Origin of the sequence: Streptomyces sp. HUAS 31, assembly GCF_028198125.1 — a bacterium.
GTDB lineage: Bacteria > Actinomycetota > Actinomycetes > Streptomycetales > Streptomycetaceae > Streptomyces > Streptomyces chartreusis.
This window is the reverse complement of record NZ_CP116353.1, coordinates 8111150-8136275: the sequence shown is the minus strand read 5'-3', so window position 1 is coordinate 8136275 and position 25126 is coordinate 8111150. Positions and strand designations below refer to the sequence as shown.

The window sequence follows — 25126 nt, the reverse complement described above, 5'->3', positions numbered from 1 at the left end:
GAAAGGCGCAATGGTGCGACGCCCGTCGTCCTGCGAAAAAGGGAGGCGGCTCCGAGCGCCCGCAGAGAGGCTTCCCGTGCGCTGACGGGGCGCCGTCGACGACCTGAACGCCGACGGTGCCCCGTTCAGTCCTCGGTGGCGGTCACGACGCGCAGATGGGCGGCGCCGCGGCGCGCCCCTCGCGTCCGGGGCCGCTCGCGGCGCAGCTCGCGCAGCACCAGCGTCAGCCGGGTGTAGCCCATCTCCTCAAGGGTTCGGGGCGTCTCGTCCACGACCCGGCACTCGGTCGCGCCCCAGCGCGGGTCGGGGTGCAGCAGCGGCCGTACGGCGCCGTCCCGGGCGACGGCCTGCTCGCCCACCGCGCGGATCCAGTGCGGCAGACCCTGCCGGTAGGCGGCCTCCATGATCGGGTCCTGGGCGATGTCGCGGCGGATGGCCTGCAGCCCGTGGTCGTGGCCGTGCCGCTCCACGGCGGCGGCGAAGTGCGCCAGCATCGGCAGGCACCAGCTGGACTCGTGCTCGCCGAGGACCGTGCTCGCGTCCGGGTGGAAGAGCACGAATCTGAGGAAGTTCTCGTCGGGCATCGCCGTCGGATGCGGGCCCACACCGCGGAAAAGTGACGCGAAAGCGGTGTTCGCCAGGACGACGTCCCAGCGGTGGTCCAGCACCACGGACGGGAAGGGCACGGCCTCCACGAGAGCGGCGTAGTCCCGCAGATAGGCCTGGGCCTCCGGCCTCTCGAGGACGGAGCGCGGCACGGACCGCTCCCCACCTGCCTGATATGCCATCGGGAGGTCACCCCTCTTGCCTATGCGGCCTTCACGCGGCGCCCTGATCCTGCTGCCCGAGCCCGAGCCGTGTCAACTATCGTGGCATTTCATGCCTGTTGACGGCTGAAATTGGCCACAGTTGTGGCGAGACCTGGATGTGAGTTCGAACTACCCGGTAATCTCCGTCGAGTTCACGGGAAGGGCTTGTGAGGAGCCTGTGAGAGACGTAGGAGATCTGCCGGTGACGGATGGCTTCGAGGGTTCGGGCGCCACGCCGACGGTAGCGCTGCCGGCCGTCGTCGCCCGTGTCACCGCGCTCGCCGACCGGCTCGGCGTGTCGCACGCCGAGGTCTTCGACACCGGGCGGCTGTCCGTCGCCTCCGGCGTCCCGGAGCCGGTCGTCAAGGCCCTGCTGAGCGGCCGCCCCGCGGGCGAGCCCGATGTGCAGGCGCGTTTCCTCCAGCGGCTCGACCTGTTGCGCCGCACCCGGCTCAAGCCGAACGGCCGCAAGTACACCCAGCAGGAGATCGCCGACGGCGCGGGCATGTCCCGCCAGCAGGCCGGCGCCCTGATCAACGGCGACCGCCGTCCCACCATGGAGCACTGCGACGCCATCCAGCGCTTCTTCCGGGTGCACGCCGGATTCCTCACGGCCGAGGACCCCGAGGCGCTCGCGGGCTCCCTCCAGCGCACCGAGCAGGAACTGCTCCAGAAGCTCGCGGAGCGCGAGGCGGCCCAGGCCGCCGAGGATCCGCTGGAGAGACTCCTCCAGGACCACGGCGTGCGCGGCATAGCGTGGCGTGCCGCCCAGCTGCCCACCGACCAGCACCGCGACAAGGTCGCGGAGTGGCTGGACATGCTCCTGGAGAGCGTCAAGCGACCCGAGTCGTGATCCGGGGAGAACGGGAGATCAGTGGGCATCGGTAGGGAAATGCGCCGCCTGTGCGGCGAGTTGATCGCGGAGCTGGAGCTCCCCGCTCCCGCGGCGCCCGGCATGCTGTACGGCGCCCTGTGCGACTCGATGAGCAGACGCCGCGGCCGTCCCGTCCACTTCCGTACGGCCGCCTTCCCGGTCGGCACCGCCAGCGGGCTGTGGCTCGACATGGCCGACCAGGACCTGGTCGTGATCGAGGAACGCACCGCGCCGGACCACCAGTTGGTGATCCTCGGCCATGAGCTGTGGCACATGAAGGCCGGTCACTGCACCCACAGCATCGAGGGCGCGACCGTTGCGGCCCGGCTGCTCAGCGACGACGCCGATCTGCGCTCGACGGTGCTGAAGGTCGCCGCCCGCAGCCGCTTCGACGAGGCCGACGAGCAGGAGGCCGAGAGCTTCGGCCTGCTGCTGGCCAGCAAGTGCCGCACCTGGCTGGCGGACTCGTCGGTGCGGGGGCAGCGGGACCATCTGGCGGGGCGTATCGAGGCGTCGCTCGGCTATCTGGGGCCGCAGGGCTGACCGGGGTCGGGTGCCGCGTCGGGGATCAGGTCGCGCTGCGCTCGCTCGCCTCCCGCAGCTCGCGTTCCACCGCCCGGGAACGAGCGGTGTCCGGCTGACCCGCCGCCGTGCCGGGCCGCCCCGCCCGCAGCATCTCGCGCCAGTTCTCGCGGCTCCAGTCGGCGGCGGTCGTACTGCCGGTGAACTCCTCGACCAGCGCCACGAATCGGTCCGGGTCGGTGTGGAACGGGAAGTGGCCCGCCCCCTCGAAGATCTCCAGCCGGCTGCCGGGCATCGCCTCGTGTGCGCCGTAGGCGTGCCGTACCGGCACCACGCTGTCCCGGTCGCCCCACAGCAGCATGGTCGGCATGCCCTCGGTCAGATAGCAGCGGTCCAGCATGGTGACCACCTGCCCGCGCCAGTCGACCACCGCCCGCAGCGTACGGATGAAGGCGTTGCGCGAGGTCTCGTCGGGCAGGGCGTCGACGAGGGTCAGCAGTTCCGGCGCGTCCTGCCCGAGGTCGGTGTCGAGGAACCTCATCAGCCGTACCGCCTGCCCCACTTGCAGCCGCATCCCCGGCAGCCGCAGCGCGGACAGCATCAGATGGGCGCCCGGCAGCGAGACCAGCCGCAGCACCGGATTGACCTCGCGGCCCACACCGCCCGCGCTGACCAGGATCAACCGCTCGGTGCGCTCGGGGAACTGGTAGGCGAACTGCATGGCCACTCCCCCGCCCAGCGAGTGCCCGACCAGCGTCGCGGACTCGATGCCGAGCGTGGTGAGCAGATCCCGCACGCCGTTGGCGTAGGCGGCGACCGAGTAGTCGGCGCGCGGTTTGTCGGAGGCGCCGTGGCCGAGCAGGTCGGGGGCGATCACGGTGTGCGTGCGGGCGAGGTCGGGGATCAGCTCGGCCCAGGTGTCGGAGGAGTCCCCGATGCCGTGGATCAGCACCAGCACCGGCCCCTCGCCGGCCATGCGGAAGGCGCGTCGGTAGCCGTGCACGACGCGGTACTGCAACGCGAGTTCTCCGTCGCCGACGGGACGCAGCCGTACGGCGCGCACCGGGCGTCGGCCCTGGGCATCGGCCACTCGCCCACCTCCGTTCCTGCCGCTCTCAGGGCCGCGGGCGTGCGGCCGAAAGCCGTTGCCCCAAGCGTAGGGACACCTTTCCCACCAGGGATTTCGAGGAGGTTTCGCCTCCGCTAAGCGGGCGAACGGACGTGGGGCCGAACCCGATTGTCAGTGGTGGACGGCAAGCTGGTGGTGCGCCCTCATGTGCGGGGCGTGACGCGACGACGCCGACTTGGGGAGAGCCGACCGATGCCCACTGCCGTACTGACCGATCGCGAGCGCACCGCCGTCCAGGCCTACCTGCGGCTTTTGCACACCGTACGAGCCGCGTTCGACGGTCCTCCCGGGAAGGGCCGACCACCGGTGGTGCCGCCCGCCGTGCTCGCCGAGGCGGAACAGGCGCTGGCGGCCGCGGGTCTGACGGGCAACGAGGAGGAGTTCTTCCGGCTGCTGAAGGGCTGGTGCCCTGCGGAGCCGTAGCAGGGGACTCGCGACGCCGGAAGGGGGCTCAGGTGTGCGGCACGGTGACCGAGGTCGCCACCAGCCCCCGCTGGACGGTCCACCGGCCCTCGAAGACGTCGATCCGGCGCCCGCCGACCAGCGGGCCCGGCACGAGGAGCCGGGCGCGCAGACCGCCGCTGTGCCGCTCACCGGGGTCGGCGAAGACGTCGATGTCGGCCTCGGTGAAGTCCAGCCACTTGCCGGTGAGGGGGAACCACGCCTTGTAGACGGACTCCTTGGCGCTGAACAGGAGCCGGTCCCAGTGGACATCGGGGTGGTCGCCGGCCAGCCGGCGCAGCCGGTCCGCCTCGGCGGGCAGCGCGACGGCGGGCAGCACGCCCTCCGGGAGGGTCTTGTGGGGTTCGGCGTCGATGCCGAGGGAGGCCAGATCGGTGGCGCGGGCCAGGGCCGCGGCGCCGTAGCCGTCGCAGTGGGTCATGCTGCCGACCAGGCCGGCCGGCCAGCCGGGGGCGCCGCGTTCACCGGGCAGGACGGGTTGCGGGGGCACGCCGAGCTTCTCCATGGCGCGGCGCGCGCAGGAGCGTACGACGGCGAACTCCCGGCGGCGCTTGTCGACCGCCTTGGCGATGACCGCCTCTTCCTCGGGGTACAGGGCGGCGCCCGCGTGCTCGTCGTTGCCGTACGCCTCGACGGTGACCACCGGGTCCGGCAGCAGCTCCTCGATCACCGGGCCGCGTCCTCCTTCGGCAGAATGCGGCGCAGCCGGCCCGGCGGGTCCGGCCGTTTGCGCCACTCGCGGGGGTACCCCACGGAGACCTCCTCGAAGCGGACGCCCTCGTGCCAGGTGGTCCGCGGGATGTGGAGGTGGCCGTAGACCATGGTCCGGGCGCGGAATCTGCGGTGCCAGTCCGCGGTCAGCCGGGTGCCGCACCACATGGCGAACTCGGGGTACCACAGCACGTTCGTGGGATGCCGGTCCAGCGGGTAGTGGTTGACGAGGACCGTGGGCAGATCCTCGGGCAGTGCGGCGAGCCGGCGCTCGGTCTCGGCGACCCGGGCCTCGCACCAGGCCTCGCGGGACGGGTACGGGTCGGGGTGCAGCAGGTACTCGTCGTTGCACACGATCCCGGTGCCGTGCGCGTACTTCAGCCCCTCCTCCTTGGTGGCGCAGCCGGAGGGCAGGAAGGAGTAGTCGTACAGCAGGAACAGCGGCGCCACCGCGACCGGGCCGCCGGGGCCCTCCCAGACGGGGTAGGGGTCCTCGGGCGTCGTCACGCCGAGCTCCCGGCACACCTCGACCAGGTGGTCGTAGCGCTCGACGCCGCGCAGGGTGACCGAGTCCTTCGGGTGGGTCCACAGCTCGTGGTTGCCGGGTGCCCAGACGACCTTGGCGAAGCGGCCGGCGAGCGTCTTGAGTGCCCAGCGGATGTCGGCGACGGTCTCCGCCACATCGCCGGCGACGAGCAGCCAGTCGTCGTCCGAGTCGGGGCGCATCTTCTCGACGAGGGCGCGGTTCTCCTCGTATCCGATGTGCAGGTCGCTGATGGCCAGCAGCTGTCCGGCACCGCCGGCCGTCGACGTCACCCTTCGCCCCTTCCGATCACACGGAACGATCACACGAACAGGACCACCAGAACACAGAGTGCCCCGCCCGTACAAGGCCGGATCGCGTCGTCACCGGGAGGGAGTAGCGGGGATGCTCCGGGAGGTGTCGGCGGGGTGCTCCGGACGGTCAGGAAGCATCCGCAATTCCGTAACACGTACGTTGCACGCGGCACCCCTTGAAACCCGTATGATCGCCCCAACACCACCGCCGTGAACGTCCCTTCGCAAGGGGCGGTTTGGTGTACCTCCAACCTCCCTGCCCGGGCACGGGCCTGCTTCGCCGTGCCCGCGACCCCGAAAGGACGGCCCTGCATGGTCTCTCGCGTACGCGTCTGGCTCAACCGCACGTACGCGGAGAACGTGTTCTTCATGGATCAGCTGCGACGAAATCCCAGCGATCGGGCCGTGGAGATCCATGCGACGCACGGGGACGCCGACTCGCCCGTGCTCGCCGGCGCCGACACCGCCGAGCTGGAGCCGGAGGGCCTGTCCCCGGCCGGGTACGTGGAGTACGCCCTCGCCCAGTGCAGGCGCCGCGGCATCGACGTGTTCGTGCCCCGGCTGCACCAGTCGGCGATCGTGGCGCACCGCGCTGAGTTCGAGGCGGTCGGTACGGCGCTGCTGGCGCCGCCGCCGGAGGCCGTGGCCGTCTTCCAGGACAAGGTGATCGCGTACGAGGCCGTGCAGGCCGTCGGGGTGCCGGTGCCGCCGTGGTGGCGGGTGCGCAACGCCGATGAACTCGTCGCCGCCGTCGAGGAGTTGGAGGAGGCGGGGCACAAGGCCTGCTTCAAGCCGGCGTCCGGTGCGGGCGGGGTGGGTTTCCGTGTGATCACGCGCTCCCCCTTCTCGCTGGTGCACCTCAGCGGGTTCCCGACGCCGTATGTGCAGCTGGATCTGGTGGAGGACGCCCTGCGGCGGACCGACGAGCCGGTGGACTGGCTGGTGATGCCCCGGCTGGAGCAGCCGGAGGTGTCGGTGGACTGCCTGACCGGGCCGGACAACCGGGTGCGGCTGGCGATCGGGCGGATGAAGAACGGTCGCCGGCGCGGGTTCACGCTCCACGAGCAGTGGCTGGAGCCAGCGCGGTTGATCGCGGAAGGGTTCGGCCTGCACTACCTGTCCAACATCCAGTTCCGGATGTTCGGGGACACGCCGGTCCTGATGGACGTCAACACACGCCCCGCGGGCGGGCTGCACCAGCTGTCGTTGTGCGGCGTCAATGTCCCGTGGCTGGCCGTCCAGCTGGCGCTCGGCGAGGACCCGGGCGAGGTCGTGCCCCCGTTCCTCGGGCAGGACTACACCGTGGTCTCGGGCCCGCGACAGCTGCGACCGGTGTCCATCCCCCAGCAGCGCGCGGCCGAGGAGACAGAGCCCCTGCTGCCGGCGGTCCCGGCACCCGCACCGGCCGAAACGATCGAGAGCGGGGCGGCGCAGGTGCTGCCGCTCTAGGTCGGCCTCCTGGAGGATCCGGGCGCCCGAGCGGCGCGATCGGGGCGCTTCCGGTCGCCCGACGGGGCGGTCGCCAAGCGGAGCGCCCCCTGCGTGCCCCCTCACCACGAGCCGCCTGACAGGTGCCCCTGGAAGCCGCTCTCTCCCTCTTTCGTGGCTGCTAGCTTCGCGCCAACGCAGGGTGGGGCAACCGGGGGGGGGCGGCTTCATGGCCGAGGGCACGCAGGACGACGGGGCATTCGGAAGGTCCGCGGATCCGGCCGAGGACGCGGCCGAGCATCTCGCCGCGGCGATCGGGACACAGGCCTGGGCCGAGGCCCGGGATGGGGTGCTCTGTCTCTTACCGGACGACGAGCCAGGGGTGGACGAGCGCATCGACGCCTGGGCGGCCGTCGCGGCAGGTCACGAGGGCGAGGGGCTGACCCGGTACCTGACGGATTCGCTGCCGAAATGGCGGGAGCTGATCGCAAGGGCCGTCGCGGATGATCCCGAACGGGCCGAGGAGGCCCGCCGGTTCGCGGACTCCGTTCAATCGCTCCTCCCCTCGCCGGACGGCACCGCGCCCCAGATCGCGGTGGCGACCGGGCACGGCACCGTCAACGCCGTGCAGAACGGCAACATCTACTACGAGGTCGTACTCGGCCTGGCCCCACGGCCGCCCCGGAGGACGAGCCTCGGCAAGGCGGCCGTCATCACCGGCTCCGCCGCGACGGTGACGGCAGTCGGCGGTCACATGGTCGCCGACCATCTCGCCACCGAGGCCGTGCAGGCGGCCGGCACTGGACCGGCACCGGGGGCACCGCTCGCCGACCCGGTCCAGGTGTCCACCGCGGCCACGCAGACCGCCGGTTCCCCGTCGGCCGCCGGAGCCTCGACGGCCGCCGCCAAAGCCGGTACGACCGTCCTCGCCAAGGCCGCGGCGGCCGTCACCAAGGCCCTGACGTTCGCCGGCGCCGGGGCCGCCGGCGTCAGCGTGCCCGTGGTGGCGGGTGTGGTCACGGTCGTGGTGGTCGTGACCGTCACGGTGACCGTCGTCGTGCCGCGTGTCATGGGCGGGGCGTCCTGCGACAAGGCAGCCGAGGGCCGCTCGGCCCCAGCGGTCCTGGCGGAGGCAGCCCGGCGCGTGGAACTGACGAGCTTCCGCTACGACGTCACACGCGGCCGGCACCATGTCGCCGGGGCTGCGGACCCGCACGCGCGCACGGCCTGGTTCCGGCAGGGCCTGACCGGCGGCCCCGTCACGAACGGCACGATCGACCGGGGCAGGGTCGTGCTGCCCACCGGCACGACCACGCCGTCCGGCGCGGATCCGCGGTGGGTGCGGGCCGACGGCGCCTTCATGGACGCCGTCGACCCCGTGGCTCCGGCGCGGGAGCTGCGATCGGTGGCCCGGGCGCGGCGCGAGGGGTGCACCTTCACGGGAACGCTGGCGCCTGCGGCCGAGTCCAACGAGAACGCCGGACCCTCCGGAACCGCTGAATCCGCCGGAACCGCCGAACCGGCCGTCGCAAGGCCGGACAGCGGCCCTGTCGCACGGGCAGCGGCCACCTCCACGCCGCGGGCGAACACCACCGCCGTCGACTTCACGGCACGCATCGACGACCTCGGCCGGCTCGTCCGCCTCACCACACGGGCGGCCGGCGACCGGTTGCCCGCCTCCGCCCGCTACTGGGACTTCGGACTGACCGTGACCCCGTCCGCGCCGCCCTCCGGCGACGGGTCGAAGCCGTCCGGGACCGCCACCCTGACCGGCGCGTGGACGGGGGACTGGTCCACGGGGTTCGGCACCGGAGGGTTCACGGCCACCCTGTCGCAGGACGGGAACCGACTCACCGGAGACCTGAAGGTCGACGGGGTGCCGTGCTCCCTGGACGGGGCCCTCGACGGCACGCTCGACGGCGACCGCATCACCTTCGGCAGCGTGAACAGCGAGAAGGAGATCACGTTCACCGGAAGCGTGGACGGCGACACCATGCGCGGCACCTTCGAGACCGACTGCTACGACGCCTCCGGTCCGTGGACCGCGCGGCGCTCCGACTCCTGACCGAGGAAAGGCACCCCCTTGATACCCGAATGGCTGACCACACTCGCCGCGGCCGGCTCCGCGGCCCTGGTCAACGCCGCCTCCACCGACGTCTGGCAGGCCGCTCGCGAGCGGTTCGCCCGGCTGCTGGGCCGCGGGGATCCCGACCGCACCGAGGCGGCGACCCGGCGGCTGGACGACCTGCGTCGCGTCGTCCGGGAGCCCGGCAACGAGCGTGAACTGGCCGAGGCCCGCCGCGCCTGGCGGCTGCGCCTCCAGGACCTGCTGGAGGAGAATCCGGACGCCGCCGACGAACTGCGGTCCGCGATCGCCGAGTTGCCGCCGCCCCGGCCCGCCTCCGCCGCCGCGATCCGCCAGGACAACCGCGCCTACGGCCACGGCACCGTGAACGCCGTCGTGAACGGTGATCTGACGGTCGACCCGACACGGCCGGCCGCGTCGGACGGCTGAGAATTCTTGGTATGGACCAATCCCGTACCAGAGCTTGACACCGGGATTGGTTCATACCAATTTGGTTGGCGCACCTCTGCACATCTCTGCACCTCTGCACATCTCTGCACCTGTGCACTCCCGAACACCCCACTTTTCCCAGGGAGATCACGTGCGCAACCAACCCCTCAGACGTCTGAGACGTCGACTTCTCGCTCTGGTCGGATCCGGTGCTCTTGCGATCGCCGGAGCCGTCGCTCTTCCCGGTACCGCCCAAGCGGCCAATGTCCTGTCCAACGCCGGCTTCGAGTCGGGCGGGCTCTCCCCGTGGAGCTGCACCGGCAATCTCGGGTCGGTCGTCTCCTCGCCCGTGCACGGTGGGTCCAAGGCCCTCGCGGGGGCGGTGAGTTCGAGCGACATCGCCAAGTGCGGGCAGACCGTCGCGGTGCAGCCGAACACCACGTACAGCCTCAGCGGCTGGGTGCGCGGGTCCTATGTGTACCTGGGCGTGGACGGCGGATCCTCCACCTGGACGTCGTCGCCGTCGGCGTACAGCCGGCTGTCGCTGTCGTTCACGACCGGCGCCTCGCAGACCAGCGCCCAGGTGTATGTGCACGGCTGGTACGCCCAGGGCACCTACTACGCCGACGACATCAGCCTCGACGGGCCCGGTGGCGGCTCGGACAGCCAGGCGCCGAGCGTGCCGGGCAGTCTGAGGTCCACCGGGAAGACCTCGTCCAGCGTGTCGCTGGCGTGGAACGCCTCGACGGACAATGTCGGGGTGACCGGGTACGACGTCTTCCGCGGCTCGACCCAGGTGCTCAGCGTCGCCGGTACGAGCGCCACGGTCAGCGGGCTGTCGCCCAGCACCGGCTACACGTTCACGGTGAAGGCTCGGGACGCGGCCGGGAACGTGTCGGCCGCCTCCAACGCCGTCACCGTCACGACCGACGCGGGCGGCGGTGGCGGTACCGGCTTCAAACAGGCCGCGCCCTATCTGTACCTGGGCTGGGGCGATCCGCCGAGCGCGACCTCGGTGATGAGCTCGACCGGCATCAAGTGGTACACGATGGCGTTCATCCTCTCCTCCGGCGGCTGCAACCCCGCCTGGGACGGGTCACGGCCGCTGACCGGCGGCAACGACCAGAGCGTCATCAACTCCATCCGGTCCGCGGGCGGTGACATCGTCCCGTCGATCGGCGGCTGGAGCGGCAACAAGCTCGGGCCGAACTGCTCCAGCGCCGAGGCACTGGCGGGGGCGTACCAGAAGGTCATCGACGCCTACGGGCTGAAGGCGATCGACGTCGACATCGAGAACACCGACGAGTTCGAGAACGCCACCGTGCAGGACCGGATCCTGAACGCCCTGAAGATCGTCAAGGCGAACAACCCGGGCCTGCGGACCGTCCTCACCTTCGGCACCTCCACGACCGGGCCGACGTACTGGGGCAACCGGCTCATCGAGCAGGCCAAGGCGCTCAACGCGGACATCGACGTCTTCACGATCATGCCGTTCGACTTCGGCGGCGGCGCCGACATGTACGGCAACACCGTGAACGCCACGGAGGGGCTGAAGAGCAAGCTGAAGTCCACCTTCGGGTGGGACGACGCGACGGCCTACGCCCACATCGGCATCTCCGGCATGAACGGGCTGTCCGACCAGCAGGAACTCACCTCGACCGCGACCTGGACGCAGATCCGGGACTGGGCGAACTCCCATCACATCGCCCGTCTCGCGTTCTGGTCGGTCAACCGTGACCGGCCGTGCCCGGGCGGCGGCGTGACGAGCAACTGCTCCGGCATCAGCCAGAGCAACTGGCAGTTCACTTCGATCACGGCCGGGTTCACCGGCTGACGCCCTGTCACCCTCCCGGGAGAATTTTTTCCGGGAGGGTGTATCAGGGCGCCACCGGCGTGCTCATAAGAGTGAAAGGCAACGGGGGAACAACGGGGGACCGAGGAAAAACGGGGGAAGCACCACCACGGGGGAAGCACGGGGGATTCGGGCCGGCCGACCGCTGCGACGGGGGCGGCGGCCGACCGGCCCGAAGTGAGCCGCGAAGTGGTGGGTCAGAAGCGGCCCGAGCCCCGGTACAGCTCCAGCTCCCCGTCCAGCTCGACCGCGAGCACCGTGGCGTGCGGGTCGAGGTCCGCCCCGGTGGGCGGTTCGATCCAGAGCACCCCGGGCGTCTCGTGCAGACCGCCGGTGATCCGATGGGCCAGTTCCCGTCCGCTGCCGAGCACCGTGACCCGGTGTACCCCACCGAGCAGCCCGCGCACGTTGATCTCGGCGCGCGGGGCGTCGAAGAGCGTCAGGTACAAGGTCCGGCGGTCCTTGGAGAGGGTGCTCGGGCCGTAGTGATGACCGGCCGGCAGGCCGCGTTCGGTGCCGTACACCGCTTCCGCGTGCTTGGCGATCCAGTCGCCGAGTCCCTCCAGCCGCTCGGCCTGTTCGGCCGGGATCGTGCCGTCCTCACGCGGGCCCACGCTCAGCAGCAGGTTGCCGCCTCCTCCGATGGTCTCGGCGAAGTAGCGGATCAGCTGGTCGACCGACTTGTGGTTGTGGTCGTGGTGCTGATGGCCCCACGAGTCGTTGATCGTCAGGCACAGCTCCCAGGGGCCGTCGGGCGGGACGACCGGGGCGCCCTGCTCGGGCGTCGCGTAGTCGCCCTCGCTGAGCATGCGGGCGTTGAAGACGACGTCCGGCACCTCGGAGCGGATCAGCGCGGCCAGCTCGGGGATGCGCCACTGCTCCTCGCTGCGGTCCCACTCGCCGTCGAACCACAGCAGGTCCGGCTTGTAGCGGGAGGTCAACTCCCGTATCTGGCCGTCCCGGTAGCCGAGGAACCGTTCCCAGGCGGCCGGGTCCTCGTACTCGGCGGCGACCTCGGAGTACCGGTTGTCCTCCAGCTCCGGCGGGCGGCCGGGCTTGCGGGTGGAGGCGTAGTCGGGGTGGCTCCAGTCCGAGTGGGAGTAGTACAGACCGACCTTGAGGCCCTCTTCGCGCAGGGCGTCGGCGTAACCCGCGATCAGGTCGCGGCCCACGTTCAGATCGCCGTGGGCCGTGTCCCAAAGGGCCACGCCGTCGTGATGCCGGCTGGTCAGGACGGCGTACCCGGCGCCGGCCCGCGCGAAGAGCCTCGCCCAGTCACGCGGTTCGTAGCGGGCGGCGGTGAACCGGTCGAACTGGGACATGTACCGGTCGTACGGCACGATGTCGTCGTAGAACGACCAGGACTCCTGGACGCCGTCGACGGCGTAGATGCCCCAGTGGATGAAGATCCCCAACTTGGCGTCGGTGAACCAGGGTTGTATCGCCATCAGCCCACCTCGGCGCGCTGGAGGCGCAGGGTCAGCACCTGGAAGGGACGCAGCGACACGGGCACCCCACCGTCGATCCCGACGGTCTCCAGGGGGCGCTCCAGGAGGTCGGTGATCTGGGCGCCGGCCAGCGGGAACCCGGTGCGCAGCACACCCTGCGCCCGGCCGCCCCGCGACTCGTAGAGACGCACCACGACGTCGCCGGACTCGTCGTCGGCCAGCTTGACCGCCTCGACGGTCACACCGTCGCCGTCGACGGAGACGACCGGCTCGGGCGCGCCGGCCGCGTCCGCCACGCGCAGCGGGAGGTTGAGGGCGTAGCCCTCGGCGACGGCGTCCTCGATGTCCGCGCCGGGCAGCAAGGAGTAGGTGAAGCGGTGCATGCCCTGGTCGGCCTCGGGGTCCGGGACGCGCGGGGCGCGCACCAGGCTGAGGCTGACCCGGGTCGTCGTACCGCCGTCCTCGCGGACCGTGCGGGTCACGTCGTGTCCGTACGTCGAGTCGTTGATGACGGCGACGCCGTAGCCGGGCTCGGCGATGTGCACCCAGCGGTGCCCGGAGACCTCGAAGCGGGCCGCCTCCCAGCTGGTGTTGGTGTGGGTGGGCCGCTGGATGTGGCCGAACTGGATCTCCGCGGAGGAGTGCGGGGCGCGGATGTCGACCGGGAAGCCCGCCTTGAGGATCTTCTCGGCCTCGTGCCAGTCGATCTCGGTCTCGAAGTCGATGCGGGGGCTGCCCGCGCGCAGGGTGATGGTCTGGGTGAGCTTCGAGCCCTTGCCGAAGGCGCGGGTGACCCGGATCGCGCCGATGAGCGGATCGTCCTCGACGACGGTCAGCGACTCCGTCTCCAGCAGGTCCGTGTAGCGGTTGCGGTAATGCTTGTCGATGTCCCAGGCGTCCCAGTAGTTGGGCAGGTCCGTGTGCAGGCGGAGCAGGTTGCCCCGGTCGGCGAGGACTTCGCGGTTCGCCCGGAGGTCGTACACGGAGGACAGGGTGCCGTCCTCGGCGACCTCGACGCGGACCAGGCCGTTGTCGAGGACCCGGCCGGTGACGGACACCGGCTGTGCGGGCTCCGCGGAGGCGATGGGCGCGCTGCCGCCGGCGGGCACCTGAACGTACGCCGGTGCGCCCTCGGACGTACGGACCACCTCGGCCCGCGGATACGGGCTCGTGTTGAAGACCCGGGCCTCTCCCCCGCCCAGCGCCGCGACCGCCTCGGCCGTCAGCTCCTCCAGCTCCGCGGCCACGCGGGCGTATTCGGCCTCGGCCTCGCGGTGCACCCAGGCGATCGAGGAGCCCGGCAGGATGTCGTGGAACTGGTGCAGCAGGACCGTCTTCCAGAGGCGGTCGAGCTTCTCGTACGGGTAGGCGTAGCCCGGCGCGTGCAGCGCGGCGGTCGTCGCCCACAACTCGGCCTCGCGGAGCTTGTGTTCGCTGCGGCGGTTGCCCTGCTTGGTGCGGGCCTGGGAGGTGTAGGTGGCGCGGTGCAGCTCCAGGTAGAGCTCGCCGCTCCAGACGGGGGCGTCCTCGTACTCGGCGCGGGCCTTGGCGAAGAACTCGTCGGGGTGCTCCACGACGACCTTGGGCGAGCCCTCCAGGTCGGCGAGCCTGCGCGCCCGCTCCATGATCTCGCGGGTGGGGCCGCCACCGCCGTCGCCCCAGCCGAAGGGGGCCAGCGAGCGCGTGCCGCCGCCCTTCTCGGAGTAGTTGCGGACCGCGCGGTCCATCTCCTCGCCGCTGAAGCGGGCGTTGTAGGTGTCGACGGGCGGGAAGTGGGTGAAGATGCGGGTGCCGTCGATGCCCTCCCACCAGAAGGTGTGGTGGGGGAACTTGTTGGTCTGGTTCCAGGAGATCTTCTGGGTCAGGAACCACTCGTTGCCGGCGAGCTTGGCGAGCTGCGGGTAGGCGGCGGTGTAGCCGAAGGAGTCCGGCAGCCAGACGCCCTTGGTCTCGACGCCGAAGTGCTCGATGAAGAACCGCTTGCCGTGGATGAGCTGGCGGGCGATGGCCTCGCCGCCGGGCAGGTTGCCGTCGGCCTCCACCCACATGCCGCCGACCGGCGCCCACTGGCCCTTCTTCACGGACTCCTGGATCCGGGCCCACACGTGCGGGTAGTTGTCGCGCACCCACTCGTACTGCTGGGCCTGCGAGCAGGCGAAGATGAAGTCGTCGTACTCGTCGGCCAGCGATGTGACGTTGGAGAAGGTGCGGGACGTCTTGCGCTTGGTCTCGCGGATGGGCCACAGCCACGCGGAGTCGATGTGGGCGTGGCCGACGCCGGAGACGGTGTGGGCGCTGGCGTGCGCGGGCTTGGCGAGGACGGGGGCGAGGACCTCGCGTACGGCCGCCGCGCTGCCGGAGATGTCGTCCAGGTCGAGGACGTCCATGGCCCGGTCGAGGGCGTGCATGATCTCGTGCCGGCGGGGCTCGTGCTCGCCGAGGTGGACCATGAGCTCGCGCAGCACCTGGAGGTCCAGGTCGAGGTGCCAGACCTCCTCGTCGAGGACGGCGAGGTCGGCGCGCCTGAAGGTGTAGAGGGGCTTGTCGCCGGCGGTGAGGACGTCGCCGAGCGGGGTCGGCGCCGCGAAGTCGTTGGCCAGGATGTCGGGGTTGGAGGCGGCCTCGACCAGGTAGTCGATCTCCTCGCCGCCCGCGGCCGGGTTGCCGATCGGCACGTACTGGTTGAGCGGGTTGACCGCCTTCAGGGGGCGGCCGTCGGCGAGGTGGACCAGGGCCTCGGCCTGGTTGCCGGGCCAGTCCCCCACGAAGCCGAGGTCGATGACCGCCTCGACGCGGCGTCCGGCCCACTCGGCGGGCACCCGGCCGCGCATCCGGAACCAGGTCGTGCCCCAGGGCGGGCCCCAGGGGGTGTCCATCGTGAAGGGCTCGTACCGGGCGGCCGCCGCCTCCTCGAAGGGGACCGGCTCGCCCGGCGCCTGCCAGGCCTCGACCTCGAAGGGGACGGTGGCCGAGTAGATCGCGGGCTTGATGCGCTGGTTGTGGACGCGCTCGACGCGTTCCTCGATCCGGCGGCGTTCGTCGTGCATCAGGGTCTCCAGGGAGGGAGAGAACGGAGGGGAGGCGAGGGGCGGGCAAGGCGGGGGAAAGCGCTTTCGGCGGGCGAGCGCTACTTAAGGTACGCCAGTCCCGGGTGGACGGAGGAGTACCCCTCCACCAGCCTGCGGGCCACGTTGACCGAGTCGACCAGCGGGTGCAGCGCGAAGGCCTTCACGGCCGTCGTACGGGAGCCGGACTCGGCCGCGGCCAGCACCTCCCGCTCGACCGCCTTGACCGAGCAGACGAGCCCGGTGGCGTGGTCGGGCAGCGGGGCGACGGCGACCGGGTGGGCCCCGTTGGCGTCGACCAGGCAGGGCACCTCGATCACGGCGTCGGAGTCGAGCACCGACAGCGTGTTCTGGTTGCGGACGTTGAGGATCAGGGTCGTGCGCTCGTCCCGGGCGATGGCCCGCATCAGCGCGAGCGCCACCTTCTCGTAGCCGCCGGAGAGGTCGTCGGCGTCGCGCTCGCCGGCGCCGGCCGTCTCCCGGTTCTCCGACATGTAGGTGGCCTCGCGCTCGGCGCGGGTGCGGTCCCAGACCTCCAGGGCGGCGGCACCTGGGTCGCGCATCCGCTCGTAGAAGCCGGCCTGCTGGTCGCGCAGGAAGGCGCCGCGGGTCTTGTCGGCCTCCTGGTAGGCGCGGACGGCCTCGCGGTTGAAGTAGTAGTAGTGCAGGTATTCGTTGGGGATGGCGCCCAGGGACCGGAGCCAGTCGACGCCGAAGAGCTTGCCCTCCTCGAAGGAGCCGAGCAGATCGGGGTCGGCGAGCAGCCGCGGGAGCTCGTCGCGGCCGGCGACACGCAGGCCGCGCACCCAGCCGAGGTGGTTGAGGCCGACGTAGTCGATCCACGCCTCGCCGGGGTTCTTCACGCCGAGCACCCGGGCGATACGGCGGCCGAGGCCGACCGGCGAGTCGCAGATGCCGATGACGCGGTCGCCGAGGTGGCGGGACATGGCCTCGGTGACCAGGCCCGCGGGGTTGGTGAAGTTGATGACCCAGGCGTCGGGCGCGAGGCGGGCGACGCGCCGGGCGATGTCGACGGCGACCGGGACCGTGCGCAGGCCGTAGGCGATGCCGCCCGCGCCGACCGTCTCCTGGCCGAGGACGCCCTCGGCGAGGGCGACCCGCTCGTCGTTGGCCCGGCCTTCGAGGCCGCCGACGCGGATCGCGGAGAAGACGAAGTCGGCGCCGCGCAGGGCCTCGTCCAGGTCGGTGGTGGCGGTGACCTCGGGCGCGTCGGGCACCCCGGCCGCCTGTTCGGCGAGCACCCGCGTCACGGCGTTCAGACGCCCGGCGTCCAGGTCGTGCAGCACGACGTGGGTGACCCTGCCCTCGGCGCGGTCCGTCAGGAGCGCGCCGTACACCAGCGGCACACGGAATCCTCCGCCGCCTAGAATCGTCAGCTTCACGTCTGCACCTTTCCCGCCACGACGACCTCGACGCCCGCCTCCTGCAAGGAGGCCCTCGTCACCGGGTCGACCGGCTCGTTCGTCACCACCACGTCCAGGTCCTCGGGACCGCACACCTTCGCCATGCCGTGCCCGGGGAACTTCGCCGCGTCGGCGAGCAGGACGACCTTTTCGCCGGCCTTGATCATGGCCCGCTTCACCGGCACCTCGACGACCGTCGTGTCCATCACCTGTCCGCCCGGCCGCACTCCACTGGTGCCCAGGAACAGCCAGTCGGCATGCAGCTGACGCAGATTGTCCTCGGTGAGGAAGCCGACCAGGGAACGGTACTCACGGCGGAGCATGCCGCCGAGCAGCACCAGCTCGATGCCCTCGTCGTCGGCGAGCTCCTCGTAGACCACCAGGTTGCTGGTGATCACGGTGAGGCGGCGGCCGTGCAGCTGGCGGGCCAGCCGGAACGCGGTGGTGCCGATGTCGAGCAGCACGGACTGGCCGTCCTCGACCATGGCGGCCGCGTGCGCGGCTATGGCGTCCTTCTCGGCCACGCGCACCTCGGCGACCTCGGCGAAGGGCTGGTCGCCCTCCTCGACGACGGCGCCGCCGTGCACACGTGTCAGCAGGCCGTCCTCCTCGAGTTTGAGCAGGTCACGCCTGATCGTGGCGGGGCTCACACCCAGCTGATCGGAGAGATCGGTCACGGCCGCGGGGCCGCCTGAGCGCAGGGCCCGCAGGATGAGTTGGTGTCGTCGTTCTGCCAGCACGGCGTGAACACTACTCGTCATCTTCAATCATCGCCATGCTCATTTCTGCTCGGGTATTGACCAATCTCCCGGAGCGGCGCACGATTCCGGTCACCGAAATGAAGAGTTTTGACGAGCTCTCCGTGCGGGGCCCGAACGAGAGGACGTTCCCGTGGACGACGACCGGCCCGATGTGGTGCTGACCGGGCTGCTCTTCTACGACCTCGTTCTCACGGGGCTCGGGAAGCCGCCGGCACCGGGCGAGGAGATCTGGACCGGCGGCATGGGCTGCGGCCCGGGTGGCATCGCCAACCTCGCGGTGGCCGCCGCCCGCTTCGGTCTGCGGACCTCGCTGGCCACGGTGTTCGGCGACGACCTGTACGGCGAGTACTGCCGGGACGTCCTGCGCGACCAGGAGGGCATCGACCTCTCCCTCTCGCGCACCGCGGACGGCCGGCCCACCCCCGTCACGGTCTCCCTCGCCTACGGCGACGACCGCGCGCTCGTCACCTACGGCCAGGAGCCCCCGTACTCGCAGGACGCGCTGATGGGCGACCCGCCCGATGCGCGCACGGCCCTCGTGCACATCGAGGCCGAGCCCCGCGAGTGGCTCGCCAAGGCCGCCGCGAACGGCACCCACATCTACGCCGACGTCGGCTGGGACCCCACCCAGCAGTGGTCGACCGACCTGCTCGACCAGCTCTCCCTGTGCCATGCCTTCCTCCCCAACGAGACCGAGGCCATGGCGTACACCCGCACCGACAGCGCGGTCGCGGCGCTCGGCACGCTCAGCGAGCTGGTGCCGGTGGCCGTGGTGACGCGCGGCGGTGACGGCGCGGTCGCCGTCGACCAGACGACCGGCGAGTACGCGGAAGTGCCCGCTCTGGACATCGATGTCCTCGACGCCACCGGCGCCGGGGACGTGTTCGGGGCGAGCTTCGTCGCGGCCTCGCTGGGCGGCTGGCCGCTGGAGGAACGGCTGCGGTTCGCCGTCCTCGCCGCCGGCCTGTCGGTCGGCCGGCACAGCGGTGCCCTGGCAGCCCCCGGCTGGTACGGCGTCGACCGCTGGTGGCGATCCCTGACCGATCCCGGGCTGAAGCGGACGTACGGCTTCCTGGCGGACCGGCTCCCGGACGATCCGGGGCCGCCCGTCGCGTACGCCCCCGTCACCCCGCCCGCACGGCAGCACTGACTTCCCCCCACGCACCTCATGCGAAGTCCCGAAAAGATCCGAAAGGCGGTGGGAGCTGTGCGGCTCTCACGAAGAGGCCTGCTCCGCGCGGGCCTGGCCGGTACGGCCGCCACGGCGCTCGGCGGCCTGGCGTCCGGCTGTGCCGTTCCGACCGGCTCGTCCGGCCGGAACATGGTCCTGTGGTACTGGAGCGGCGGCCTGAGCGACACGGTCGTCAAGAACGCCAAGGCGCGTTACGGCGGCTCCGTGGACCTCGACGCCATCCAGATCGGCGGCTACTACCGGTCGAAGCTGATCACCACGATGGCGGGCAACGCCCACATCCCCGACATCGCGGGGCTCAAGGGCGAGGACATGGCGTCCTACCTGCCGAACTCCGACCAGTTCGTGGACCTCAGGACGCTCGGCGCCGACAAGCTCAAGAGCCGGTACCTGGACTGGAAGTGGCAGCAGGGCGTGGCCCCGGACGGCAGCCTCGTCGGCTTCCCGATCGACGTGGGCCCGGTCGTGCACTACTACCAGCCCGCCGTCTTCGAGAAGGCCGGGCTGGCCCACGAACCCGACGACGTGTCCCGGGAACTGGACACCTGGGACAAGTTCTTCGCGGCAGGCGAGCAGCTGAAGAAGCGGATACCGGGGACGTACATCCTGACCGACGTCGGCAGCGTCTTCGAGATGTCGATCGGCCAGAGCACCACCCGGTTCGTCGACAAGGACCGCAACTTCATCGGTGACGGCACCAACGTCCGCACCTGCTGGGAGCGGGCCGTGGAGGCCAAGCGGCGCGGGATCGTCTCGAACATCGTGACCGGCACGCCCGACTCGATCTCGGCGACCGAGAAGGGGAAGCTGCCGAGCCAGCTCAACGCCTCCTGGGCGGCCGGCGACCTCAAGCTCGCCTATCCCAAGACCAAGGGCAACTGGCGGGTGGCGGGCTGTCCCGGCGGACCCTCGAACGTCGGCGGCTCCTTCCTCGCGATCACCAAGGCGTGCCGGGAGCCCGAGCGGGCCTTCGAGATCATCACCTGGATGCTCGACGCGGACAACCAGGCACAGGGCTTCGTCGAGGCCGGCCTGTTCCCCTCGACCCCGGCGTCGTACGAGATGAAGAAGCTGCGCGAGCCGGACCCGTTCTTCGGCGACCAGATCACCATGGACGTCTTCGGACCGGCCGCGGAGAAGATCCCGGTCGCCTTCAACAGCCCCTACGACGTCGCCCTCGGGCAGCCGATCAGGGACGAGATCAAGAACGTCGGAGTCCTCGGCAAGGATCCGAAGAAGGCCTGGGAGGACGCCATGAGCAAGTGCCGGCGTATCGCCAAGCACCTGGGGGTGAGCATCTGATGGCCGTCATCGAGCAGACCCCGCCCGCGGTGAACCGGCCGCAGCCCTCCACGGCCGCACCGAAGAAGGGCCTTCGGGGGCACTGGCACCTGTACGCCGCGATCTCCCCGTTCTACCTCCTCTTCCTCGCCTTCGGCCTGATCCCCGTCGGCTTCTCGCTGTACCTCTCCTTCCACCGCTGGGACGGCCTCGGCTCGATGGAGTGGGCGGGGCTCTCGCAGTACCAGTACCTGCTGAGCGACAGCGACTTCTGGCAGTCGATCGGGAACACGATCGTCATCTGGGCGCTGGCCACCTTCCCCATGATCTTCCTGGCGATGGTGACGGCCGTGATGCTCAACTCGGCGGTCCGCTTCAAGAACGCCTACCGGTTCGCGTACTTCCTGCCGAACGTCACGTCCGTCGTCGCGATCGCGATCGTCTTCGGCTCGATCTTCTCCACCAACTTCGGCCTGGTGAACGCCCTGTTGCAGGCCGTGGGCCTAGACCAGGTGGCCTGGCTGAACACCCCGTGGGGCATCAAGGTCGCCATCGCCACGCTGATGACCTGGCAGTGGACCGGCTACAACGCGATCATCTTCCTCGCCGGTCTCCAGACCATCCCGAGCGATCTGTACGAGGCGGCCCGCATCGACGGCGCCGGGCCCGTGCAGACCTTCTTCCGGGTCACCCTGCCGCTGCTGCGGCCGACGCTGCTGTTCGTGCTCGTCGTCTCCACCGTCACCGGTCTGCAGAGCTTCTCCGAGCCGCAGGTGCTGCTCCAGACCACGGCCAACGAGTCGACGTTCTCGGGCGGCCCGGACCACGCCGGCCGGACCATGGTCCTCTACTTCTTCCAGCAGACCTTCGACAACAACGACTTCGGGTACGGCGCCGCCGTGGCGTGGGGCATCTTCCTGGTCGTCGTCCTCTTCTCGATCATCAACTGGCGCCTGGTGCAGCGCCGGGGCGAACAGTAGGAAGGCCGCGACATGGCATCCATCAAGGGCTCCGGACGCCGGGGCATCGCGCTGCACACGTCCCTGATCATCGGTGTGCTGCTGTCGGCGTTCCCGTTCTACTGGGCCGTCATCATGTCGACGCACACCTCGTCGGAGATCTTCTCGTACCCGCCGAAGCTGCTGCCGGGCTCGCACTTCCTGGAGAACGTCCGCAGCCTGTTCGACACGATCGACTTCTTCGGGTCGATGTGGAACTCGCTGCTGGTCGCGACGGTGGTGACCTTCCTGGTCCTGTTCTTCGACTCGCTGGCGGCCTTCGTCTTCGCCAAGTTCGACTTCCCCGGCAAGAACGTGCTGTTCGCGCTGCTGATGCTGATCTTCATGGTGCCGGCCCAGATGTCGGCGATCCCGCAGTTCGTGATCATGGCGAAGATCGGCTGGATCGGCTCGATGACCGCGCTGATCGTGCCGGCGGCGGCCAACGCGTTCGGCATCTTCTGGATGCGGCAGTACATGAGGAGCGCCATCCACGACGAACTGCTCGACGCCTCCAAGCTGGACGGCGCGAACTTCCTGCGCCAGTACTGGCACGTCGCGCTCCCGGTCGTCCGCCCCGGGCTCGCCTTCCTCGGCATCTTCACCTTCATGGGCCAGTGGAACGACTACGCCTGGCCCCTGATCGCCCTGACCAACCCGGACAACGTCACCCTCCAGGTCGCGCTTTCCCAGCTCAACGGCACCCACGGCACCACCGACTACGGCATGGTGATGACCGGCGCGGTCCTCGCCCTCATCCCGCTGCTGATCGTCTTCGCGATCGGCGCCCGGCAGATCATCGGCGACCTCGCGAAGGGGGCCGTCCGCGGATGAACGATCCGTCGGTCTCCGGCCCCCCGGCCGTCGATCCCCTGATCGCCCTGCGTCCCTGGGAGGCACCCGAGGTGACCTCCTGGGGGCGACTCCCCATGAACGCCGTCGGCCGGCGCTCCGGAGTACTCCCCCTCGACGGCGACTGGCGCTTTGAGTTGCTGTCAGCTCCGGACGCGCCGGTCGGCGGTGCCTGGTCCACCGCTCGGGTCCCCGGCGCCTGGACCCTCCAGGGCACGGCCGACCTGCCGCAGTACACCAACGTGGCGATGCCGTTCACCGAGTTCCCGCCGCACTCCCCCGCCGCCAACCCGACGGGCGTGTACGAGCGTGAGGTGGACGTCCCCGCGGACTGGGCCGGACGCCGGATCGTGCTCCAGGTCGGGGCCGCCGAGAGCGTGCTGCTGGTCCACGTGGACGGGCGGCCCGCCGGCATCTCCAAGGACTCCCACCTGGCGGCCGAGTTCGACCTGACGGCACTGGTGCGTCCCGGCGCGCGCGCCACCGTACGGCTGACCGTGGTGAAGTGGTCCGACGCCTCGCACCTTGAGGACCAGGACCAGTGGTGGCACGGCGGGATCACCCGCTCGGTACTGCTGTACGCGACGGACCGGCTGCACCTGGCGGACGTCACCGTGCGGGCCGCGTACAACGGTGACCTGCGGGTCGACTGCCGGGTGCGGGACGCGGGCGGCGCACTGCCCGAGGGGTGGTACCTCACCGGCGACCTGGACGGGCAGCCCCTGGCGCAGGACGCGGAGTTCGACCGGGCGAACGCCGAGGACGAGCGGGTCTCCGACTTCCTCGGCGAGGCCCGGCTGCTGGCCACCGTCGCCGACGTGCGCACCTGGAACGCGGAGACACCGGAGCTGTACGACCTGACCGTGCGCCTGCACCGCCGCGACGGCACCGTCGCCGACACCTCCCGGCACCGCATCGGCTTCCGGGACGTCGAGGTCGTCGGCCGGGACCTGCTCGTCAACGGGGAGCGGGTGTTCATACGGGGCGTCAACCGGCACGACTTCCACCCGCTGACCGGGCGGACGGTGTCGTACGAGGACATGCGCGCCGATCTGGTCCTGCTGAAGCGCTTCGGCTTCAACGCCGTGCGCACCGCCCACTACCCGAACGACCCGGCCCTGTACGACCTCGCGGACGAACTCGGGCTCTACGTCGTCGACGAGGCGGACATCGAGTCCCACGACCACGCTCACGAGATCGCCGACGACCCGCGCTATCTGAACGCCTTCGTCGACCGTGTCTCGCGCATGGTGCTGCGCGACAAGAACCATCCGTCGGTCATCGTCTGGTCGCTGGGCAACGAGTCCGACTACGGCGCCAACCACGACGCGGCGGCAGGCTGGCTGCGCCGCCACGACCCGACGCGGCCGCTCCAGTACGAGGGCGCCGCCAAACTCGGGTGGGCGGACCCGGACGTCGCCTCCGACATCGCCTGCCCGATGTACGCCTCGCTGGAGGACTGCCTCGCCCACGCGCTCTCCGGGCAGCAGACCAAGCCGCTCATCCAGTGCGAGTACTCGCACGCCATGGGCAACAGCAACGGCACGCTGGCCGACCACTGGGCCGCCATCGAGGCCACCCCGGGTCTTCAGGGCGGGTTCATCTGGGAGTTCTGGGACCACGGAATTCTTCAGCGCGTGAGCGACGGAAGACCGGCAGGGCGTGGGGGCGCCGGCCTCTACGACAACGGTGTCGCCGCGCCCGGTCACCGCTGGGCGTACGGCGGTGACTTCGGCGAGTCCATCCACGACGGCGCGTTCATCGCGGACGGAGTGGTGTTCCCCGACCGCACGCCCAAGCCCGCGATGTACGAGCACCGGGAGATCTCGGCGCCGCTGCGCATCGAGTGCTTCAGGCACGAGGGCATCGTGCTCGGCAACCACCAGCACTTCCGCGGCCTGGACTGGCTGGCCGGCGAGTGGCGCCTCGACCTCGCCGACGGCACGACGCTGACCGCGCCGGCCGTGCTGCCGAACCTGTGCCCGGGCGAGACGGCGGCCGTACCGCTGCCCTTCGAGGTGCCGCGCGACGGCGGCGAGGCCTGGCTGACGCTGCGGGTGACCGTGGCCGAGGACCAGCCGTGGGCGCCGCGGGGCACCGTGGTGTGCGTGCCGCAGGTGCGGCTGCGCGGCCCGGCCGTCGCCGAGGTCCCTCCCGTGGAGGGCCGGATCGAGGTCGACGGCGAGGGCCTCCTCGTCCACCCCCTGCTGACGGCCGCGCCCACCCTGTCGCTGTGGCGGGCGCCCACCGACAACGACGAACTCGGCGGCATGGCACGGCGCTGGCGGAGCTGGGGACTCGACACGCTGGTGCGCAAGGCGGTGTCGGTGAGCGAGGACTCCGGCCGGGTGACGGTGGAGGCCGAGTACGCGGGCACGACCGGTGTCGTACGGCACCGGCAGGTGCTCACGCCCGTCGAGGGCGGCGTCCGGGTCGAGGAGGAGGCCGAGCTGCCGGAGGCGTTCGACGACGTCGCCCGGGTCGGCACGGTCTTCGAGACGGTCGCCGGACTCGATCTGCTGGACTGGTTCGGGCAGGGACCCTGGGAGTCGTACCCGGACCGCAGCGCGGGCGCGCCCGTCGGCCATCACTCCGTCCCCGTCGAGGAGTTGTTCACCCCCTACCTGCGGCCGCAGGAGAGCGGCGGCCGGCACGGCGTACGGCGGTTCACGCTGTCGGCGCCGGACGCCACCGGCCTCGCCGTCGCCCTGGACGAACCCCGTCAGATCTCGGTGACCCGCTACCGCGCGGAGGACCTCGCCTCGGCGAGTCACCACGACGAGTTGGTCCCGCGGCCCGGCTGCGTGGTGCACATCGACGCCGCGCACCGCGGCCTGGGCACCGCGTCCTGCGGACCCGACACCTCACCCTCCTATCTCGTCGCCCCGGGCGTCCATCGCTGGAGCTGGACCCTGCGCGCGCTCTGAACCTCCCACGCCCTTCACCGTCATTCCTCTACGGATCTT

20 protein-coding genes are annotated in these 25126 nt (G+C 70.9%); 12 read left to right on the top strand and 8 right to left on the bottom strand.

The window, feature by feature from the left end:
* Positions 1-125: 125 nt before the first annotated feature.
* Positions 126-788, bottom strand: coding sequence for an MmyB family transcriptional regulator (locus PGH47_RS35955; protein WP_271666892.1), 663 nt, complete (start codon positions 786-788; stop codon positions 126-128).
* Positions 789-1011: 223 nt separating this feature from the next.
* On the opposite strand from PGH47_RS35955, the gene PGH47_RS35950 reads away from it, so the two are divergent.
* Both PGH47_RS35950 and PGH47_RS35945 read left to right on the top strand, forming a co-directional pair.
* Positions 1012-1662 (top strand): helix-turn-helix domain-containing protein, encoded by a 651-nt coding sequence (locus PGH47_RS35950; RefSeq protein ID WP_269639810.1) that lies wholly within the window; start codon positions 1012-1014, stop codon positions 1660-1662.
* Between the two features lie 39 nt (positions 1663-1701).
* Positions 1702-2226, top strand: a complete 525-nt coding sequence (locus PGH47_RS35945; protein WP_271668231.1) for a toxin-antitoxin system, toxin component — start codon at positions 1702-1704, stop codon at positions 2224-2226.
* A 25-nt stretch (positions 2227-2251) separates the two neighbouring features.
* Here the strand turns inward: PGH47_RS35945 and PGH47_RS35940 are convergent, their stop codons facing one another.
* Complete coding sequence (locus PGH47_RS35940) at positions 2252-3295, bottom strand: alpha/beta fold hydrolase (protein ID WP_271666891.1); 1044 nt, start codon at positions 3293-3295, stop codon at positions 2252-2254.
* A gap of 231 nt (positions 3296-3526) precedes the next feature.
* Here PGH47_RS35940 and PGH47_RS35935 point away from each other — a divergent pair, with 231 nt between their 5' ends.
* Positions 3527-3757, top strand: a complete 231-nt coding sequence (locus tag PGH47_RS35935; RefSeq protein ID WP_030954880.1) for a hypothetical protein — start codon at positions 3527-3529, stop codon at positions 3755-3757.
* A 28-nt stretch (positions 3758-3785) separates the two neighbouring features.
* Here PGH47_RS35935 and PGH47_RS35930 read toward each other — a convergent pair whose 3' ends face one another.
* On the bottom strand, positions 3786-4466 hold the full coding sequence (locus tag PGH47_RS35930) for a 4'-phosphopantetheinyl transferase family protein (RefSeq protein ID WP_271666890.1): 681 nt from the start codon (positions 4464-4466) through the stop codon (positions 3786-3788).
* Complete coding sequence (locus tag PGH47_RS35925; protein WP_271666889.1) at positions 4463-5323, bottom strand: metallophosphoesterase family protein; 861 nt, start codon at positions 5321-5323, stop codon at positions 4463-4465. The genes PGH47_RS35930 and PGH47_RS35925 overlap by 4 nt, the downstream gene beginning before the upstream one ends.
* Before the next feature lie 333 nt (positions 5324-5656).
* Between PGH47_RS35925 and PGH47_RS35920 the strand changes: the two genes are divergently transcribed.
* The 4 genes from PGH47_RS35920 to PGH47_RS35905 all read left to right on the top strand — a co-directional run bounded on the left by PGH47_RS35920 (position 5657) and on the right by PGH47_RS35905 (position 11121).
* Positions 5657-6793, top strand: a complete 1137-nt coding sequence (locus PGH47_RS35920; protein ID WP_271666888.1) for an ATP-grasp domain-containing protein — start codon at positions 5657-5659, stop codon at positions 6791-6793.
* Positions 6794-7001: 208 nt separating this feature from the next.
* Complete coding sequence (locus tag PGH47_RS35915; RefSeq protein WP_271666887.1) at positions 7002-8837, top strand: hypothetical protein; 1836 nt, start codon at positions 7002-7004, stop codon at positions 8835-8837.
* An 18-nt stretch (positions 8838-8855) separates the two neighbouring features.
* Positions 8856-9287, top strand: coding sequence for a hypothetical protein (locus tag PGH47_RS35910; RefSeq protein ID WP_271666886.1), 432 nt, complete (start codon positions 8856-8858; stop codon positions 9285-9287).
* A gap of 151 nt (positions 9288-9438) precedes the next feature.
* Entirely contained in the window at positions 9439-11121 is a 1683-nt protein-coding gene (locus tag PGH47_RS35905) for a carbohydrate binding domain-containing protein (RefSeq protein WP_271666885.1), read from the top strand.
* A 215-nt stretch (positions 11122-11336) separates the two neighbouring features.
* On the opposite strand, the gene PGH47_RS35900 is transcribed toward PGH47_RS35905, so the two are convergent.
* From PGH47_RS35900 to PGH47_RS35885, 4 genes are all read right to left on the bottom strand, one after another.
* Positions 11337-12587: an alpha-L-fucosidase gene (locus tag PGH47_RS35900; RefSeq protein ID WP_271666884.1), complete on the bottom strand. Its 1251-nt coding sequence runs from the start codon at positions 12585-12587 to the stop codon at positions 11337-11339.
* Positions 12587-15634, bottom strand: a complete 3048-nt coding sequence (locus tag PGH47_RS35895; protein WP_271666883.1) for an alpha-mannosidase — start codon at positions 15632-15634, stop codon at positions 12587-12589. The genes PGH47_RS35900 and PGH47_RS35895 overlap by 1 nt, the downstream gene beginning before the upstream one ends.
* Positions 15635-15714: 80 nt before the next feature.
* A complete protein-coding gene (locus tag PGH47_RS35890; protein ID WP_271666882.1) occupies positions 15715-17055 on the bottom strand; it encodes a 6-phospho-beta-glucosidase in 1341 nt (446 codons plus the stop codon).
* On the bottom strand, positions 17052-17816 hold the full coding sequence (locus PGH47_RS35885) for a DeoR/GlpR family DNA-binding transcription regulator (RefSeq protein ID WP_030950312.1): 765 nt from the start codon (positions 17814-17816) through the stop codon (positions 17052-17054). The genes PGH47_RS35890 and PGH47_RS35885 overlap by 4 nt, the downstream gene beginning before the upstream one ends.
* A gap of 151 nt (positions 17817-17967) precedes the next feature.
* Between PGH47_RS35885 and PGH47_RS35880 the strand changes: the two genes are divergently transcribed.
* From PGH47_RS35880 to PGH47_RS35860, 5 genes are read left to right on the top strand one after another with little or no spacing between them, the layout of a single operon-like run.
* A complete protein-coding gene (locus PGH47_RS35880) occupies positions 17968-18987 on the top strand; it encodes a carbohydrate kinase family protein (RefSeq protein ID WP_271666881.1) in 1020 nt (339 codons plus the stop codon).
* Positions 18988-19044: 57 nt separating this feature from the next.
* Positions 19045-20331: an extracellular solute-binding protein gene (locus PGH47_RS35875; protein WP_271666880.1), complete on the top strand. Its 1287-nt coding sequence runs from the start codon at positions 19045-19047 to the stop codon at positions 20329-20331.
* Positions 20331-21290 carry a carbohydrate ABC transporter permease gene (locus tag PGH47_RS35870; protein WP_150498969.1) on the top strand — a complete coding sequence of 320 codons (960 nt, stop codon included), beginning with the start codon at positions 20331-20333 and terminating at the stop codon, positions 21288-21290. Before PGH47_RS35875 ends, PGH47_RS35870 begins: the two co-directional genes overlap by 1 nt.
* 12 nt (positions 21291-21302) lie before the next feature.
* A complete protein-coding gene (locus tag PGH47_RS35865) occupies positions 21303-22142 on the top strand; it encodes a carbohydrate ABC transporter permease (protein ID WP_126903592.1) in 840 nt (279 codons plus the stop codon).
* Positions 22139-25087 carry a glycoside hydrolase family 2 TIM barrel-domain containing protein gene (locus PGH47_RS35860; RefSeq protein ID WP_271666879.1) on the top strand — a complete coding sequence of 983 codons (2949 nt, stop codon included), beginning with the start codon at positions 22139-22141 and terminating at the stop codon, positions 25085-25087. Before PGH47_RS35865 ends, PGH47_RS35860 begins: the two co-directional genes overlap by 4 nt.
* The last annotated feature ends 39 nt before the right edge of the window (positions 25088-25126 follow it).